Origin of the sequence: Oligosphaera ethanolica (assembly GCF_030814695.1) — a bacterium.
Classification (GTDB): domain Bacteria; phylum Verrucomicrobiota; class Lentisphaeria; order Oligosphaerales; family Oligosphaeraceae; genus Oligosphaera; species Oligosphaera ethanolica.
Genome location: NZ_JAUSVL010000001.1, coordinates 3484153 through 3500586, shown reverse-complemented (window position 1 = coordinate 3500586; position 16434 = coordinate 3484153). Strand labels below are relative to the sequence as shown.

Genomic DNA, 16434 nt, shown 5'->3' with positions numbered 1-16434 from the left:
CAGCAGAAGACCAGGACCACCCCATGCCAAAACTCATTATCCAAGAAGGCTACAAGCTCTCCGGCGAATTCACCGTCCCGCCGGGCGAGTCCTTCATCGGCCGCAATCCCGACGTCGCCTTGCGCCTGGACCACAATGGCATTTCCCGCGTGCACTGCCGCATCCAGAATGTGGACGGCGTGGTCACCCTGGAGGACATGAATAGCCGCAACGGCACCTTCGTCAACGCCCAACCCATCTCCAGCCCCGTGCAACTCAAGCATCTCGACCATATCCAGCTTGACGAAGTGCTGCTGGTCTATTCCGCCTCCGATCTCAAAGCCGCTGACAACACCGAGTTGGATCTCAGCCAGGACCAGCGCAGCAGCAAACTCGCCTTCGTCAATGACGTGGTCATGGCCATCAAAACCAACATGGCCCAGGTCATCCAAGGCAAAGACGACGTCATCATGAAAGTGCTCATCGCCCTCATCAGCGATGGCCACGTCCTCCTCGAAGACGTCCCCGGCGTCGGCAAAACCAAGCTGGCCCAGGCCCTGGCCAAATCCATCCGCACCGACTTCAAACGCATCCAGTTCACCCCCGACATGCTTCCCAACGACGTCACCGGCGTCAGCGTCTATGACGAAAGCACCCGCCGCTTCGTCTTCATGCCCGGCCCAATCTTTTCCAACGTCGTTCTGGCCGACGAAATCAACCGCGGCACGCCCCGGGTGCAGTCCAGCCTGCTCGAATGCATGGCCGAGTCCATGGTCACCGTTGACGGCAGCGCCCACATCCTGCGCAAGCCCTTCTTCGTCATCGCCACCCAGAACCCCGTCGATTTCCACGGCACCTACCCGCTGCCCGAAGCACAGCTCGACCGCTTCATCATGCGCCTGCAAATGGGCTACCCCGAAACCGGCATCGAAAAGGACATCCTCGCCAGCCAGGCCGAAATCAACCCCCTCAATACCATCTCCCATGTCGCGGAAGGGTCGGACATCCTGCACTGCCAGGCGCTCATCCGCTCGGTGTTCGTCTCCGAACCCGTCCGCGACTACATCGTCACCATCGTTGACGAAACCCGCAAACACCCGGCCTTCAGCTACGGCTGCAGCCCCCGCGCGTCCCTGGCGCTGATGCGGGCCAGCCAAACCCTCGCCGCCATCAACGGCCGCGACCACGTCCTCCCCCGCGATGTCCGCGAACTGGCCGCCGCCGTCCTCGCCCACCGCCTGCCACTCAAACTCCAGGCGCGCTCGGAATGGCCCTCGGCTACCCACGTTCTGGAAGCCATCCTCGAAAATCTGCCGCTGGCCCGCTGGGAAAATGCCCGTGGCCTGCAACACGACGTCGATGCCTGAACACCGCCGCCGGCAACGGCCACGCCCCGGCGCACCATCGCCGCCGCTGCCCAAGGCCGGCCCCCCGGCACCCTTTCAGGCCTTTAAGGAGAATTCACTGTGCTGCACATGATATGGCCAACCCCACGCGGCTGGGCGATCGGCATTGGTGGCGTGATCTGGCTGCTGGTTGCCATGATCAACCACACGCTCTTCGCCCTGCTCTTCGCCTGGGCTGCCCTGGCGCTGGCTCTGGTCAGCTTCTGCTGCGCGCTCTTCTCCCTCCATGGCCTGCGCATCAGCCGCGCACCCGCCAGCGACGCCTGCGTCGGCCAGATGCTCTCACTGCCCCTGCAGATCGAAAACAGCCGCTGGCGCCGCCGCCAGCCCCTCGTTGTCATCGAAAATCTGCCCTTCACCAACGACAAGAGCCACTACGCCGTCCTGCCGCCCATGGCGGCCAAGAGCAGCCGCCTCTTCGACCGCAAAGTCCTGGCGATAAAGCGTGGCGAATTCAAGCTGAACCACATCATCCTCCGTGGCGGCGATCCCGCCGGCCTCTTCTACCGCGAGCGGCGCCTCAAACTCCCGGCGGCGCTGGTCGTTTATCCCCCCAGCGAGCAGCTGCAGGACCTGCTGTTGCACCAGAACGAAGCCATCCATACCGCCACCGGCACCCCCCTCAGCGCCGCCGGCAACAGCCAGGATTTCTACGGCGTCCGCGAATACACCCACACCGATGGCATGCGCTACATCCACTGGCGCAGCAGCGCCCGCTACGGCAAGTTCATGGTCAAGGAATTCGAACGCAACGCCGTCATGTCCGTCGCCGTCATTCTCGACGCCCAGGAACTTGCCGTCAGCGGCGGCGACTGGTCGAACCTCGAATACCTTATCCGCGCGGCCGCCAGCATCTGCCACTACTGCTCCGACCTCTACTGTACTTTCGCCTTCGCCGCCGGCGGCAGCAAGCCGCTCCTCGTCACACCCAAACTCGCCGCCGAAGTCAAGGCTGAGGTCATGTACGATTTGGCCACTCTCCAACCCGGCAAACAGCAAGTCCAGCACATTATCGACGAATGGGCCCGCGCCCTGCCCCGCAACACTGTCATCTTCGCCCTCAGCCTCAGCGACAACCTGCCCCTGCGCAGCACCCTCGAAAGCCTCCAGGAACAGGGCATGGACCTGCGCTGGTTCACCGCCCGCAAAAAAGACTTCGAGCCCGCCGGCGCCAAACAGTCCAAGCCCGCACGCCGCGCCGCCGCCGACAGCAACGCCGCAGCGGCGGCCCCCAGCGGCATTCTCACGCCCACCTTTCTCCAGCCGGCCTTGGGCATCAAACAGGCCTTCAGCAGCTCGAATTAACGCATAAAGCAGCGCACTATGGAAAACAAGCAACATGAATTGACCTGGTTTCTGCAAATCAGTTACCTGGCCATGTTCTTGGTCGGCATGACCTGCGGTCTTTGGCAGAAGGGCCACGTCAAGCTCACCGTGGCCATCCTTGCCGCCGGCCTGCCCCTGCTGCTGCTCTCGCGCATTCCCTTCCGCTGGTTCCCCGGCTGGTTGCGCCAGGTCTGTCAGCTGATCATCGGCGCCCTCGCTTTCGCCTGGATTTACTTCCGCCTGCCCCAGACCACGGCGGACATCGCCCTCGTCGAAACCGGCGCCATCATCACTGCGGCGCTGTTCCTCGGCGGCGTCCTCCAGGAACACTCGCTGATGGCGCTGATCTGCATTGTCATGGCGGGCTACGGCGGCCTCACCCCCGGCCGGCCGATCTTCCTGCCGAGCTTCCTGGCCACCATCGGCATGGCCATTCTCATTCTTTATCAGACCCGCACGCTCATGCTCACTCACCTGGGCAACAAACACCACATCCCGCACATGCCAAACCACGTCGGCAACTGGTTCTATCGTTTCGGCCATTTTCTCTTCGTCTTCCTCCTCGCATTCATCTTCCTCACCCAGCTCCCCCAGAATAAGCGTATCCGCAGCCGCGGTATCATTCCCGTATCTTTCCATTCCGAACAGGACCTCCTTTTCCCGGAATTGTGGGGCCGCTGGTCCGCGCCCATCCGCCATATGCTCAGCGACAGCCCAAAGGCCAAGGAAGAAGTCGACGGCACCAAAAAACCCACCCCGACCGAGAAGAAGTCCCTCGCTGAACTCAAAAACAGCGACCTGCGCTCCTTCGACGCCCGCGACGGCAACGGCAAGGGCGCGACCATCGGCAGCGACCTGGTCTTCCGCGCCTACACCCCCGCCAAACTCTACTGGGTCATGCAGATATACGACACTTACAATGGCGAAAAATGGACCCAGTCGCGCATTCTCCTCAGCGGCAACGGCGGCGCTGACAACTACGAACCGCGGCAAAGCGCCGAAGTCGTCCAGTCCATCGCCATCGAAAAACCCGTATCGCTGCGCCTGCCCTACGCGCACCGCCTGCAACAGGCCGCATACCGCGACCAGTCCATCAACAGCGCCAGCAACCCCATCGCCGCCATGCTGCACCGGCCGGACGCCGTCAGCCTCGTGCTCAAGAGCAAGAACGTCATGGCGCCGCCCTGGCACTACCGCGTGCAGTCCTACGTACCGCTGCCAGACCTGCGTCCCGACCCGCGCCCATGGCTGGAACCCGCCCATAACTTCGGCTGGAACTACCGCGCCCTGCCGCGACGGCTCGTGTCCGACCGCCTGCGCCAGCTCGCCCTCGACCTCACCGAAAACGCCGTCACGCCCATGGATAAGGCCAACACCCTCCGCGATTATCTGCGCAATAACTTCCGCTACACCCTCGAGCCGGCACCCATACCGCCAGACCACGAAATCGTCGACTTCTTTCTCTTCGAAAGCCGCGAGGGCTACTGCCAGCATTTCGCCCAGGCGCTGGTGGTCCTCGCCCGCCTCGCCGGCCTGCACGCCCGCCTCGTCACCGGCTTCTCGCCCGGCAAGTACAACCTGCTCTCCAATTACTTCGAAGTCTATGAATACCACGCCCACGCCTGGGCACAGATCTTCATCGAACCATACGGCTGGCTGACCTACGACGGCGTCCCCCCGGGCGAACTGCGTATGGAAAATACCATGAGCCTGCTCAAGCCCCTCCTCGACCCCTTCGGCGAAGAATGGGGCGCCATCCCCCCCGAACTGAGCTTCCGCCCACCCGAACCGCCCAAACGCGCACAAAACAGCAGCCAACAGGACAACGGCGGCAGCGCAACCAAGTCCGCCTCCGCACAAAAGGCCGACCAGCTTTACGAGTCCATTTACACCAAGGCCGCCATGGAAAACAACACGGTCGAGCCTGACGCGCGACAGATCGCCGCCGCCGCCATCGCCTTGCTCAAGGCCAAGATCGCCTCCATGACCAAAGACCAGCTGGGACGGCTCAAGGAGAGCGTCCGCCATGGCTGGGAACGCCTGCTCGTAGCCATCCAGGGTATTCTTGCCAAATGCAAACAACTCACCCTCTCGGACTACTTCCTCATCGCCTTCGCCCTGACGCTGCTGCACTGGCTGTGGTCGTCCCGCCGGAACATCCGTCGCCAACTGCAACGCTGCTGGCACATCTTCACCTGCTACCGCCTGTGGCGCCGACTCCAAAAGCAGCCCCAGCCGCCGGCCATGCTCATCAGCTCCTGCCAGGAGCTCCTCTGCCGCCTGCTCGCGCTGGCGCAGTTCCCCCACCCCCCGACCGTCGATCTCATCGAACGCGCGGACTTTATCAGCCAGTACGCCGATAATCTCAGCGAAGACTACTTGACCGTCGCTGCCGCTGCCGCCCAAACCTGGTACAGCCCGCGGCAACCCGACCCCCAACACGCCGAACAGGTCCTCGCCGCCACCGCCCGCTTTCAACTCAAAATCAAACCGTTCATCCGCCTCGCGGCACAGAACCGGAGACCACGATGCGCAAAATAATCGCCGTTCTGGCCATGGCCGTCACGCTGGCCAGCAATGCCGACGCCAATGACCAGGCAACAACCAGCACCAGCCTCATCGAACAGCTCCGCCCATTCTGCAGCGAACAAACCTGGCTGGACCTGCAGAAGCCACCGCCAATCTCAAAACAAATCGTCACCCAGAGCATTGAGGCCGCCAGAACTTACTACCTCAATCAACAAAAGACCGAGGGGAACTTCACCTACGCGCTCGATATCAGCACCGGCGATGTCTTCGAAGACGACAACGCCGTCCGCCAAGCTGGCGCCCTGTGGGGACTGGCTTGCCTTAATCGTGACCGCTTCAATGAACCAACCCGACGAGCAGTCATCCTCGGCCTCGACTTCTTCGCCAAACAAACCCGAGCACTGCCCAGCGGCGAAGCCGCAACCGTATACGGCGAGGACGAAACCATCTCAACCGGGATGGTCGCACTCTACTGCCTCAGTATCATCGACTTCATTACCGGCCAAGAAAAATTTCTCCCGGAAGACGTCCTCAAGCGTTTCCGTCTGCAGCTGGACATCCACCTGCACTACCTGCGCAGCATGGAGATGGCCGACGGTTCCTGGGCGCGCGTCTACGACGTCCCTTCCGGCTACCGCGAGCCCGTCGCCAGCGCCTACTATGACGGCGAATGCCTCCTGGCTTACTGCAAGGCCGCGCGTTATCTGGGCAAGACCGAGCTCATCCCCCGCATCAACGACGCCCTGCCCAAGCTCATCAAGCGCTACACGCTCGACTGCTGGCAACCCGGCGGCGACCGCGAATTGAGCAAGGGCTTCTACCAGTGGGGCTGCATGGCCTGCAATGAATACCAGCAGGCCGGCTGGGAACCCCACGCCGACCTCGCCCGGCATAGCGCCATCGCCCTGTCCTGGTGGCTCCTGCACGAGAACCAGCTCGCGTCGCGCCAGGGCAATACCAGCTATGCCATCGAAGGCCTCATCGCCGCCTGGCACTGCGCCAAAGCCCTCAACGACCAAAGCGCCATGACCAGCATCCGTCGCAACTGCGAGGACATCATGGCCAATCTCATCAGCTGGCAATACGGCGGACCGCTCATGCAACACAACCCGTACCTGTCCACCCTCGAACGCGTGCCGCCAAAAGCCTTCGGCGGCATCACCAGCTCCCGAGATTCCAGCGTCGTCCGCATTGATATCGTTCAGCACCAAGTCCACGCCATGCTCATGATGCTCAATGCCTTCTATCAGGAATAAACCACACCGCGCGCCCCAAAACGCCGCGTCGCCAATTTTCACACCCACGGCTTTATCGTCACGGCCCAGCCAGCCAACCAACACCCATTCCAAAGATGGACAAAAGGGGGTCACATTGTCAGTCCGCAGCCTGATCATCGGCATCGTCAGCGCCGCCATCATGAGCGCATGGTGCTACTTCAATGACGCCGTCATCCGCCCCGGGGCGATGATATCCTCCCTGCTGCCAACGGTTGCCTACGGCGGCCTGGTCGTCTACGTGCTGCTCATCAACCCGCTGCTGCGCCGCCTGCGCACGAGCCTGGCCCTCAACGGCCGCGAAGTCGCCGCCGTCCTCGCGCTCTTCCTCATCGCCTGCGGCATTCCCGGCTGGAGCCTGGGCCAGATGTTCTCGCCGACCGTCATGTTCCCCCACCACGACCTGCGCACCACACCCAGTTGGCGCAGCCACGACATCGTCGCCCTCGCCCCCAAACAGATGCTCTGCGATGTCTCCGGCCCCAATGGCGACGTCGGCCTCAACGGCTTCGTCACCGGGCTCGGCGAAGGCGATGTCCATATCAATTTCTTCCGTGATATCCCCTGGGACGTCTGGACCCGCACCTTCCTCTTCTGGGGCCCGATGGTCCTCTGCTTTCTCGTCGCCGTCGTCGGCCTGGCCGCCGTCTTCCACCGACAGTGGTGCGACCACGAACAACTGCCCTACCCCATTGTCCAGTTCGCCTCTTCGCTGCTACCTGACGCACAGGGCCGGCTCTCAACCATTTTCCGCAACCGCCTCTTCCTTATCGGCTTCCTCTTTTCCTTCCTCCTGCTCTTCAACAACTACCTGTGTCGCTGGTTCCCCAATGAGCTCATACCGGTCAAATTCTGGCTTAACTTCACCCCCGCCATCAAGCTCTTCCCAACCGTCATCCACGGCAAGGGCGGCATGCTCTTCTCACCACAGCTGATCATGACTGTCATCGGCCTGGCCTACTTCCTGCCGTCAGAAGCGTCCCTGTCCATGTGGTTCGGGCCCTGGCTGTACTGCGTCATCGCCGGCATCCTCGCCACCTACGGCATCGAAGTGCGCTCCAGCAAAATGATGTCCATGGCGCTGGAGCCCTTCATCTTTGCCGGCGGCTATTTCGCCATTCTCATGATCATCCTCTACACCGGCCGGCAGTTCTACTGGAACACCCTCAAGCGTAGTGTCGGCATCCGCAGCCGGGAGGCCATACCCGATTTCGCTATCGTCGGCATGCGCCTCTTTCTGGCAGGCACCATTCTCTTCATCCTCCAGCTGCATCTCGTCGGCCTGCACTGGTCCATCGGTGTCATTTACACCTTCATCGCCATCATGGTCTTCGCCGTCGTCAGCCGCGTGCTCGCCGAGACCGGCGCCTTCGAAATCGGCACCTACGTGTACCCCTGCGTCATCCTCTGGGGTTTCCTCGGCGCCGGCGCCCTCGGCCCGCAGAATCTGGTCATCATGTTCCTGGTCTCCACCGTGCTCCTGGCCGCACCGGGATGGTGCATCATGCCTTTCTTCAACCAAGCCATGAAACTCGCCGATGGCCACCAAATCCAGCTCAATAAAACCGTCAAATGGGGACTAGTCGTCATGGTCCTGGCCATCGTCATCTCCGTGCCATCGACCATTTACTGGCAGTACGACCGCGGCGCCCAACTCTATGGCTGGCCACGGTCATCATCCATCTACCCCTTCGCCAACGCCGTCGAAGCCGTCATCAAACTCAAAGCCCAGGGCTTGGAAGAAATCGCCGCCAACCGCACGGGCTTCGAACGCCTCGCCGCCATGTCGCCAAGCCCAAAACACCTCGCCGCCTTCGTCGTCACCGCCCTCATTACCTTCGCCGTTGCTTTCGGACGCCTCAAATACCCGTGGTGGCCATTGCACCCCGTCATCTTCGTCTTCTTCGGTGGCCATCAGGGCATGCGCATGTCCTTCTCCTTCGGCATCGGCTTCCTACTCAAATTCCTGATCACCAAATACGGCGGCGGCAAAATGTACCAGCGCTGCAAACCCATGATGATTGGCCTCATCGCCGGCACCCTCGCCGCACAATTCGTACCCATGGTCGTCGGCACCATCTACTACTTCATCACCGGCAAAACGCTCTGAACAACAACCCAGGATCTAGCCACACCACGTATGGGCTTTTAGCCCGAAGCCCCTTACGTCCCACCCCACGCGTGTTTCCCGATTGTGCTGCGGGCTTTTAGCCCGAAGCATCGCATGACACCATTCCCCGAAGCATCGCATGCCCGTTTCCCGGCCGTGCTGCAGGCTTTTAGCCCGCCTGGAGTTTGGCATTTTGCGGCGCGGGAAAGCCGGCCGGCTCTGGTCGGTTTGGAGCCGGAATGGAGAAAAACTGGCTTGGCTTTGGTGCGCCGTAGGCGCACTACTATGCTTAACCCCAGGCCTCAGCCTGGGGGGACAACCATCAAAAGACAGTGCCTCGTAGAGGCACTACAGTTTTGGCGTCCACGTTGCCTATCGCTGCAGTTTTCGTTCATGGGGAGAGAGAGAAAATGGCTGATAGCAAGCCGTTTTTTTGATGTTCCAAGATGATGTTCCGACTATACTGCCAGTTGCTACTGCTGGCGCAGTCGGTTGATCAAAAAGAACATTTTTCAGAGTCCTTGGCGAAAGTCAGGCAAAGTAGTGCCTCTACGAGGCACTGATTCCGGGAGGGAGCCATTTCCCCAGGCTAAAGCCTGGGGTTAAGCATGGTTAAGCGCCTACGGCGCAATGTCGAGTTTTGCCAAACTCCAGACGGCCCTCCGGGCCGAACTTGGCCAATCTGGCATTTCATTGCCGCGAAGCGGCAGAAGCGCTGAAGGCGCGATCTATAATAGCCCAGGGCAAGCAGCGCTGAAAGCGCGCGCCGCCATGGATTATGCGTGGCACGGCCCTCCGGGCCGAACTTGGCCAATCTGGCATTTCATTGCCGCGAAGCGGCAGAAGCGCTGAAGGCGCGATCTATAATAGCCCAGGGCAAGCAGCGCTGAAAGCGCGCGCCGCCCTGGATTATGCGTGGCACGGCCCTCCGGGCCGAACTTGGCCAATCTGGCATTTCATTGCCGCGAAGCGGCAGAAGCGCTGAAAGCGCGAAACATACCAGCCCAGGGCAAGCGGCGCCGAAGGCGCGCGCCGCCCTGGGTAGCGCGCCATATTGGTCCGTGTTCCTCAGCCTCTTTGGCTTCAGTCGGCGAAGCTGACTGGAGCCAAAGAGGCAATGGAACCCCCTCATGCTTTTTGGCCACAGGTTGCAGGCGCACTCCCCCCCCAACCACCGTCCCACGTTCCTCACAGCTCCAGCGTGAGCTGTTTACGGCGGAGTCGCGTGGGCTGATCGGCGCCGTCGTCGGCCTGGTTACACCAGCATGCCCAGCCATCGCGTGCGGCGGCGCTGAAGAGTTCCAGGTATGACCCGGGGCTGCAACGCTCAATGAGCGCGTAGGCATCATCGGGCTTGCGGTTCTGCGAGAGTTTTGGCGCCCGCAGCACGTTGATCTGTCGGCGTGCAGGCGACAGCGTGCGCAGGGTCCCGCGCACGCCGAACAGCAGGATTTCGGTCGCATTGCGGAAGTAGTAGCCGGTGCAGCTGCCGTCGGTGGCGCCGTCACTGCGCACTTTCTCCCACAACAGCGCGGTCTTATACTGGAAACCCCAGCGTTCCATGACCTGCAGGCCTTCGACCAACAGCCACGACGGCGCCCAGAGATACAGATGGGCATTCTCGGCTGCGGCCGTGAACACCGGCAGACACAGCAGCTCTTCCAGACGCACGCCGGGATAACGCAAACGGCTGTATTCCCGGTCCTCGGCAATGCCGGTCTTGCCCGATACCACCCAGGGCGGATTGGCCACGATGGTCGTGAACTCGCGCTTGGTGGCAAAAGCCAGAAAGTCGTCAAAGAGTGTCATCGCCCGGGCCTCCTCGGTTTGGAGTTGTTCCGCGGAATCATACGAACTGCGACGCGCAGCCATACCATACCGCCAACAATGCCCGCATGAAAGCCCGACCATGACATCACCCGGCCCTTGCGGCGTATACGGTCAGTCATGGATACTGGCCGCTCCAAGGCGACGCCTGTGAGCGGTAGGACTGATTGGCGGCGGCGCTATGGACACCTGGGAGCGCCGCCGTCTCCCGGCGGCATTCATCCTGGCCACGCCGCCGTCCCGGCGGTATTTCAGCGTCTTCAGACAAGTTGCATCTTGCCGGACGAAAAGGCAGCGGGAACGGCTGGTAGCAAAGGCTGATCGATTACGGCATCAACCCGGAAAAGCGCCAACTTCCCTTGCATTTCTGTGATGATGCGTTAGAATGTCCCTTGACTTTCTAAAAAAACCGTTCAACGAACTGGGAGAAGGCCTCAATGTATCGTTTTGCTCAGGAACAGGTCGCGAGGTGGATCGCCGCGCGGCGGCGCAAGCCGCTGATCGTGCGTGGGGCTCGGCAGGTCGGCAAGACTTGGCTGGTTGAGCACGCGGCGGCTGCGGAGTTCGCGACGATGGTCAAGATCGACCTGGAGAAGCGCCGCGACCTGCACGTTCACTTCGGGGACAACCTTGATCCCAAGGTCATCGTCCAGCGTCTCGAAGTGGATAGCGGCAAGCGCATTGTGCCCGATAAGACGCTACTCTTCCTGGACGAGATTCAGGCTTGTCCGCGTGCCGTCATGGCGTTGCGCTATTTCTACGAACAGTTGCCCGACCTGCACGTGATCGCGGCAGGTTCGCTGCTGGAGTTCGCTTTGGGTGAGATATCCGTCCCGGTCGGCCGGGTGCAATACCTGCACCTGTATCCGATGACTTTCCGCGAATACCTGCTCGGAATCGGCAACGACGTGGCGGCGGAAACGGCTGCCCGGCATCCTGCAGAGGTCGACGCGGGCATCCAACGGCAGTTGCTGAAGGAGCTGAAGACCTACTTCTTCGTGGGCGGCATGCCCGAGAGTGTGAAGGTGTACCGCGACACGCAGTCGCTGGTGGAGTCGTTCAAGGCCCAGACCGAGATTGTTGGCTCGTACCGCGAGGACTTTGCCAAGTACACGCCGCGTGTCGACCGCGCCTGTTTGGACAGCGTGCTCTTGAGCACGGCCCGCCAGGTCGGTGAACAGGTCAAGTACACCCGCCTTGATGACAGCCACACCGGTCCCACCAACCGTCGCGCCTTCGACCTGCTCTGCAAGGCGCGGGTGATCCACAAGATCGCCTCGTGCAACCCGTCCGGGCTGCCGCTTGGGGCGAGCGCCAACGACAAGCGCTTCAAGGCCGCGTTGCTGGATATTGGTCTCTTGCAGAATCTCTGCCAGGTGCCGGTGGACCTGGAAATGCGGGAAGAGGATTTGCTGGCCATGTACCGTGGCAAGCTTGCCGAGCAGTTTGTTGCCCAGGAACTGATTGCCAACCACGCATCCGAGCTATTCTACTGGGCACGGGAGGCACGCGGCAGTAATGCCGAGGTGGACTACCTGGCGGTGCGCGGCGGCAAGATCGTGCCGGTCGAGGTCAAGTCCGGCGCGGGTGGTAGCCTGCGCAGCCTGCACCTGATGCTCAATACCTACCCCAACTGCCCGGAAGGGGTGGTACTCTACTCCGGCACGTATGCGCGGCGCCCCGAACAACGGCTGACCTTCATGCCGCTCTACTACGCTGGGGCGCTCGGTGATTTCCGCCCGGACGTGGTGTGACCGGCCGCAATTCCACACTTCGCGTGCGTAGAAGCGGCGAATGGCACATGGGACGGTGCGAGAGGGGCGGTGGTGGAGTTGTGGACATCGACATGGTCGGCCTGGTGACAAAGAGGCAATGGAACTCATTGATTGCTGCGGCAATTTTGCGCTGTGACCCATCGTCGCTGGTCTTTTTGGCCGCCCCTTCAGGGCTCTTTTGGAATGAGGCACCTTACCCAGGGCGACGCGCCCTGCGGGCGCTTGCCCTGGGCTATCTTAGGGCGCACCTTCGGTGCTCAAAACCTCGGCGAATGATCTTGTGCATGGTTACCAATCAACTCATCGCCGGCGATTGCCGCATGCTATGTGAAGAGCATTGCTCCTATGAAATCCGCTGCCTGGTTAGCCACCCATGTGTACTGGTTAGCCACCCATGTGTAATGGCTGGGCGGCGACTGGCCGTGGGTTTCCTGCAAATTGTCCCCGGTGTTTTCCCCACCGGGGTGGTTACTGACCGATTACCAACACCGCCAACAATGCCCGCATGAAAGCCTGGGACGGCGCTCGGGCCTGCCGCAGCATCATTTACGAGCGCAGCAACGGCCGTCCTGCTTGTCTGCCACTGCGGTCACGACGCCCTTTGCCTCTCGCCGGGGCTTGGTACCCGCCGCCGCAGCAGCTGCGCCCGCGCAGGCCGCACTGGCGACTCGTGCCAACGGCGTGATGACTACCCGCGCGGGCGCCGCCAGATCGCAGGTCGCGACAACGGGCACACCCGTCCCGGCGACGTCCACCAGCACGACTTGGCCAATGCGCACCGGCAACGCCGGCCGCGTCTGTCGGATCGCTTCCAGGCAGTCTTTGATCTTGTCTTTCGGGACGGGCCGGGCGGTCTTCACGCTCAGGGGCCGAGACGCGCCGGGCACGAACATCAGCGCCGTCACCATGCGTTCCGGGCGCACGCATTCCTGCCGGGCGTAGGCGGGACCGCGGCCGCATTCGTTGCCCGTGACGTCAGTGACCACGCCGTCGACTATGGTCGCCGTCAAAGCGCAGCCAATGGGACAGCCAATACAGGTAATTTCACGCGTTGTGCTCATGCCTTCGCTCCAATCCGACCATCTTCGGCCTCAACCCGCACCGATAACTCTTGCTTAGGGAACGTTTCAAGAAAAAATTCCGGTTTTATGGTCAGCTCGACCATCTCGCCAGGAACGACTACGCGCTTGCGCAGGCGATTCACAACCACCCCATCGGCCTCAACCAGCAACACGGCATTGCGATAGACGCGATCTGGGCGGAAACTCAGGATCAACGCCCCCTGCCGCAGCGCCTCGGCACTCACGCGCCGTGGCACCAGGCCGCGTACACCCGCGCCATCCCGCACCGCAATGCGCGCGCAATTGCCGCCGGCATTGTCACCAGTGCCGGTAGTGCCGCCGCGTTTTGCCGCCGCGTGAGTCGCGGCCTGCTGGCCGGCGCGTTCGGCCTCCATGGACACATTATCCACCAAGTCGTGAACATGCAGCACATTGCCACAGGCGAAGATGCCCGGCACGCTGCATTCCAGGCGCTCGTCCACGACGGGGCCGGTCGTCATCGGGTCCAGCTCCAGTCCGGCGGCGCGGGACAGTTCATTCTCGGGAATGAGCCCCACGGACAACAGCAGCGTGTCGCAGGCGAAATCGCGTTCCGTGCCGGGTATTGGCCGCAGATTGGCGTCCACCTGGTTGACCGTCACGCCCGTGACGCGTTCTTTGCCACGGATGGCCGTCACGGTGTGGCTCAGCAACAGCGGGATATCGTAGTCATGCAGGCACTGCACGACATTGCGTTTCAGGCCGCTGGAATATGGCATGAGTTCCACCACGGCTTCCACCTTGGCGCCAGAAAAGGTCATGCGCCGAGCCATAATCAGACCGATGTCGCCCGAACCGACAATCACCACCTGCTTGCCGGGCATGAGCCCTTCGAGATTGACAAAGCGCTGCGCCGTACCGGCGCTGAGAATGCCCGCACAGCGAGTGCCGGGGATGCCAATCGCGCCGCGCGGACGCTCCCGGCAGCCCATTGCCAGCACCACCGCGCGCGCTTCAATGCGCTGCAGGCCGTGGCTGGGACTCACGCAGGTCGCCACCCGTTCCGCGCTCAGCGATATCACCATCGTGTCGCACTGGTAGGCAATGCCGGCCTCTTTCACCCGCTCGACATAGCGCGCCGCATACTCGGGACCGGTCAGTTCTTCTTTGAAAATGTGCAGGCCGAAGCCCGTGTGGATACACTGCCTCAATATCCCGCCCAGCTCGGACTCGCGCTCAAGAATCAACACGTCCTGGCAGCCGCTTGCGCGCGCCGCCAGCGCGGCGGCCATGCCGGCGGGGCCGCCACCAATCACCAGCACATCGCATATCGTGGTCAGCGCCGTCATTTGCTCTGCTCCTTCACGCCGTCGAGACGCGCTGTAAGAATGGTCGAGGCACCGCCGTCCTTCGTCACCGCCAGGGGCGACACCCCCAGTTCCTCGCTCAGTATCGCCAGCACCCGCGGCATGCAGAAGCCGCCCTGACAGCGGCCCATGCCCGCGCGCGTCCGCCGCTTGACGCCATCCACCGAGCGCGCGCCAACGGGACGTCGGATGGCGTCGCGCACTTCGGCCTCAGTGACCATCTCGCAACGGCAGACCATCCTGCCAAAGGCCGGGTCGAGCGCAATCGCCGCAGCCCGCTCGTCGTCCGACATCTTGCGAAAACGCCGCACCGGCGGCCGTTTGGACTGGAAGTCCGCCCGCGCCGCCGGTTTCAACACAGCGACGATCTGTCGGCAGAGCGCTTCGGCGATGGCCGGCGCCGCTGTCAGCCCCGGCGATTCAATGCCCGCCGCATTGTAAAAACCCGGCGCCCCGGGCGCCTCGCCGACCACGAAATCGTGGCTGGGCAGATGCGCCCGCAGCCCCGCAAAGCTGGTGATCATGCTGCGCCGCGGCAGCCCCGGCCAGGTCTGGCTCGCCACTTTCAAGACCTGCTCCAGACCGGGTAGGGTCGTGCTCAGGTCGTCCTTGTCGTCAATGTCGTCGGCCGTTGGCCCGATAAGTATCGTGCCATCGACCGTCGGCGTCACCAAAATGCCCTTGCCCATGGCGCTCGGCAGCTGGAACAGCGTCGCCGTGAAGGCGCCCTCGTAGGCCTTGTCGACCATCCAGTATTCACCGCGACGCGGGGTAATGCGCAGCAACGTCGTGCTCACCATGTTGTTGATGACGTCCGCGTAGAGCCCGGCGGCATTCACCACCGTCCGCGTCCGAAAATCGCCTTTGCGGGTATGGACGATCCAACCGCCACCGACGATGCTGGTCAGGCCTTCAACCGCCGCCTCACAATGGAATTCGACGCCGTTCATCGCCGCGTTCTCCGCGAGCGCCACCGTCAATTCGTAGGGACAGACAATGCCGCCCGTCGGCGTATGCAACGCCGCCACCACCTCGGGATTGACGTTGGGCTCCATGCGTAGAACTTCATCGTGCCCAATAATACGCATATCCGGCACGCCATTGGCCATCCCATCCGCATAAAGCTCATCGAGTTTCGGGCGGTCTTCGGCCGCCAGGCACAACGTCAGCGAGCCATTGCGCCGGAAGGGCACGTCCAGATCGGCGCAGAGCTGTTCGTAGAGCTCGTTGCCGCGTACGTTGTATTCAGCCATCAGACTGCCCGGCTTCGCGCTATGCCCCGCATGCACGATGGCACTGTTGGCCTTCGTCGTGCCCACGCAGACGTCAGCCCCTTTTTCGCACAAGGCCACGCGCAACCGCCAGCGACTCAACTCCCGAGCCACCGCGCAGCCGACTACGCCGCCGCCTATCACCAGTACATCCAACATTGCCGCCCCTGATTACACAATTGGTCCATTCCGGGCACAAAAAAACGGTTTGGCCGAGATGCAGAGAACAGCCATCGACACACCACACCTGTGGGGCATCAACGCATTGGCTCTCTATTTCTCGGCCAAACCGTTTGCGAATAGAATGACGTTTTTGTGAACGTCGCTAACAAATATACGCTGTCCGCACAGTCAAAACAATAGCTTGGAGAAAAAAAGTATTAAAGAATAATGACAAAAGACAACGCAAAAAGGACATAAGGACCTGCAACCGGTCTGCCCCTGTCATTTGCTGTCGTTGGCCGGGGCCCCGCCAACATAGGCATTAGGTGTGATTCTGCGTAGTCAACAGATCAAGAGAACGAGTCTGC

General features: G+C 62.0%; 11 protein-coding genes. 7 read left to right on the top strand and 4 right to left on the bottom strand.

The genetic code is table 11. The features are described from left to right. Positions 1-23 precede the first annotated feature (23 nt). The 5 genes from J3R75_RS12065 (at position 24) to J3R75_RS12045 (ending at position 8624) form a co-directional block, all read left to right on the top strand. Positions 24-1346 carry an AAA family ATPase gene (locus J3R75_RS12065; protein WP_307261863.1) on the top strand — a complete coding sequence of 441 codons (1323 nt, stop codon included), beginning with the start codon at positions 24-26 and terminating at the stop codon, positions 1344-1346. Between the two features lie 108 nt (positions 1347-1454). Next, positions 1455-2690: a DUF58 domain-containing protein gene (locus J3R75_RS12060; protein WP_307265528.1), complete on the top strand. Its 1236-nt coding sequence runs from the start codon at positions 1455-1457 to the stop codon at positions 2688-2690. Positions 2691-2708: 18 nt separating this feature from the next. Beyond that, positions 2709-5252: a transglutaminase-like domain-containing protein gene (locus tag J3R75_RS12055; RefSeq protein WP_307261861.1), complete on the top strand. Its 2544-nt coding sequence runs from the start codon at positions 2709-2711 to the stop codon at positions 5250-5252. Then, entirely contained in the window at positions 5240-6496 is a 1257-nt protein-coding gene (locus J3R75_RS12050; protein ID WP_307261859.1) for a hypothetical protein, read from the top strand. The genes J3R75_RS12055 and J3R75_RS12050 overlap by 13 nt, the downstream gene beginning before the upstream one ends. 115 nt (positions 6497-6611) lie before the next feature. Then, a complete protein-coding gene (locus J3R75_RS12045; RefSeq protein WP_307261857.1) occupies positions 6612-8624 on the top strand; it encodes a DUF6785 family protein in 2013 nt (670 codons plus the stop codon). Positions 8625-9812: 1188 nt separating this feature from the next. On the opposite strand, the gene J3R75_RS12040 is transcribed toward J3R75_RS12045, so the two are convergent. Further along, complete coding sequence (locus J3R75_RS12040) at positions 9813-10433, bottom strand: MT-A70 family methyltransferase (protein WP_307261855.1); 621 nt, start codon at positions 10431-10433, stop codon at positions 9813-9815. A gap of 455 nt (positions 10434-10888) precedes the next feature. Between J3R75_RS12040 and J3R75_RS12035 the strand changes: the two genes are divergently transcribed. Both J3R75_RS12035 and J3R75_RS12030 read left to right on the top strand, forming a co-directional pair. Then, positions 10889-12205: an ATP-binding protein gene (locus J3R75_RS12035; RefSeq protein ID WP_307261852.1), complete on the top strand. Its 1317-nt coding sequence runs from the start codon at positions 10889-10891 to the stop codon at positions 12203-12205. Between the two features lie 305 nt (positions 12206-12510). Further along, a complete protein-coding gene (locus J3R75_RS12030; RefSeq protein WP_307261850.1) occupies positions 12511-12735 on the top strand; it encodes a hypothetical protein in 225 nt (74 codons plus the stop codon). Positions 12736-12768: 33 nt separating this feature from the next. On the opposite strand, the gene J3R75_RS12025 is transcribed toward J3R75_RS12030, so the two are convergent. Genes J3R75_RS12025 through J3R75_RS12015 form a run of 3 tightly spaced genes read right to left on the bottom strand, consistent with a single transcriptional unit; the run spans position 12769 to position 16063 of the window. Next, the gene (locus J3R75_RS12025; protein ID WP_307261848.1) at positions 12769-13287 is read right to left on the bottom strand and encodes a DUF1667 domain-containing protein; all 519 of its coding nucleotides are present in this window, start codon (positions 13285-13287) and stop codon (positions 12769-12771) included. Continuing rightward, positions 13284-14615 carry an NAD(P)/FAD-dependent oxidoreductase gene (locus tag J3R75_RS12020; protein ID WP_307261845.1) on the bottom strand — a complete coding sequence of 444 codons (1332 nt, stop codon included), beginning with the start codon at positions 14613-14615 and terminating at the stop codon, positions 13284-13286. The genes J3R75_RS12025 and J3R75_RS12020 overlap by 4 nt, the downstream gene beginning before the upstream one ends. Beyond that, the gene (locus tag J3R75_RS12015) at positions 14612-16063 is read right to left on the bottom strand and encodes an NAD(P)/FAD-dependent oxidoreductase (protein WP_307261844.1); all 1452 of its coding nucleotides are present in this window, start codon (positions 16061-16063) and stop codon (positions 14612-14614) included. The genes J3R75_RS12020 and J3R75_RS12015 overlap by 4 nt, the downstream gene beginning before the upstream one ends. Positions 16064-16434: the final 371 nt, after the last annotated feature.

Coding starts and splice junctions, on each gene's coding strand:
- J3R75_RS12015 (WP_307261844.1), bottom strand. CDS start 16,063: ATGTTGGATGTACTGGTGATAGGCGGCGGCGTAGTCGGCTGCGCGGTG.
- J3R75_RS12065 (WP_307261863.1), top strand. CDS start 24: ATGCCAAAACTCATTATCCAAGAAGGCTACAAGCTCTCCGGCGAATTC.
- J3R75_RS12020 (WP_307261845.1), bottom strand. CDS start 14,615: ATGACGGCGCTGACCACGATATGCGATGTGCTGGTGATTGGTGGCGGC.
- J3R75_RS12055 (WP_307261861.1), top strand. CDS start 2,709: ATGGAAAACAAGCAACATGAATTGACCTGGTTTCTGCAAATCAGTTAC.
- J3R75_RS12030 (WP_307261850.1), top strand. CDS start 12,511: ATGGTTACCAATCAACTCATCGCCGGCGATTGCCGCATGCTATGTGAA.
- J3R75_RS12035 (WP_307261852.1), top strand. CDS start 10,889: ATGTATCGTTTTGCTCAGGAACAGGTCGCGAGGTGGATCGCCGCGCGG.
- J3R75_RS12025 (WP_307261848.1), bottom strand. CDS start 13,287: ATGAGCACAACGCGTGAAATTACCTGTATTGGCTGTCCCATTGGCTGC.
- J3R75_RS12040 (WP_307261855.1), bottom strand. CDS start 10,433: ATGACACTCTTTGACGACTTTCTGGCTTTTGCCACCAAGCGCGAGTTC.
- J3R75_RS12050 (WP_307261859.1), top strand. CDS start 5,240: ATGCGCAAAATAATCGCCGTTCTGGCCATGGCCGTCACGCTGGCCAGC.
- J3R75_RS12060 (WP_307265528.1), top strand. CDS start 1,455: ATGATATGGCCAACCCCACGCGGCTGGGCGATCGGCATTGGTGGCGTG.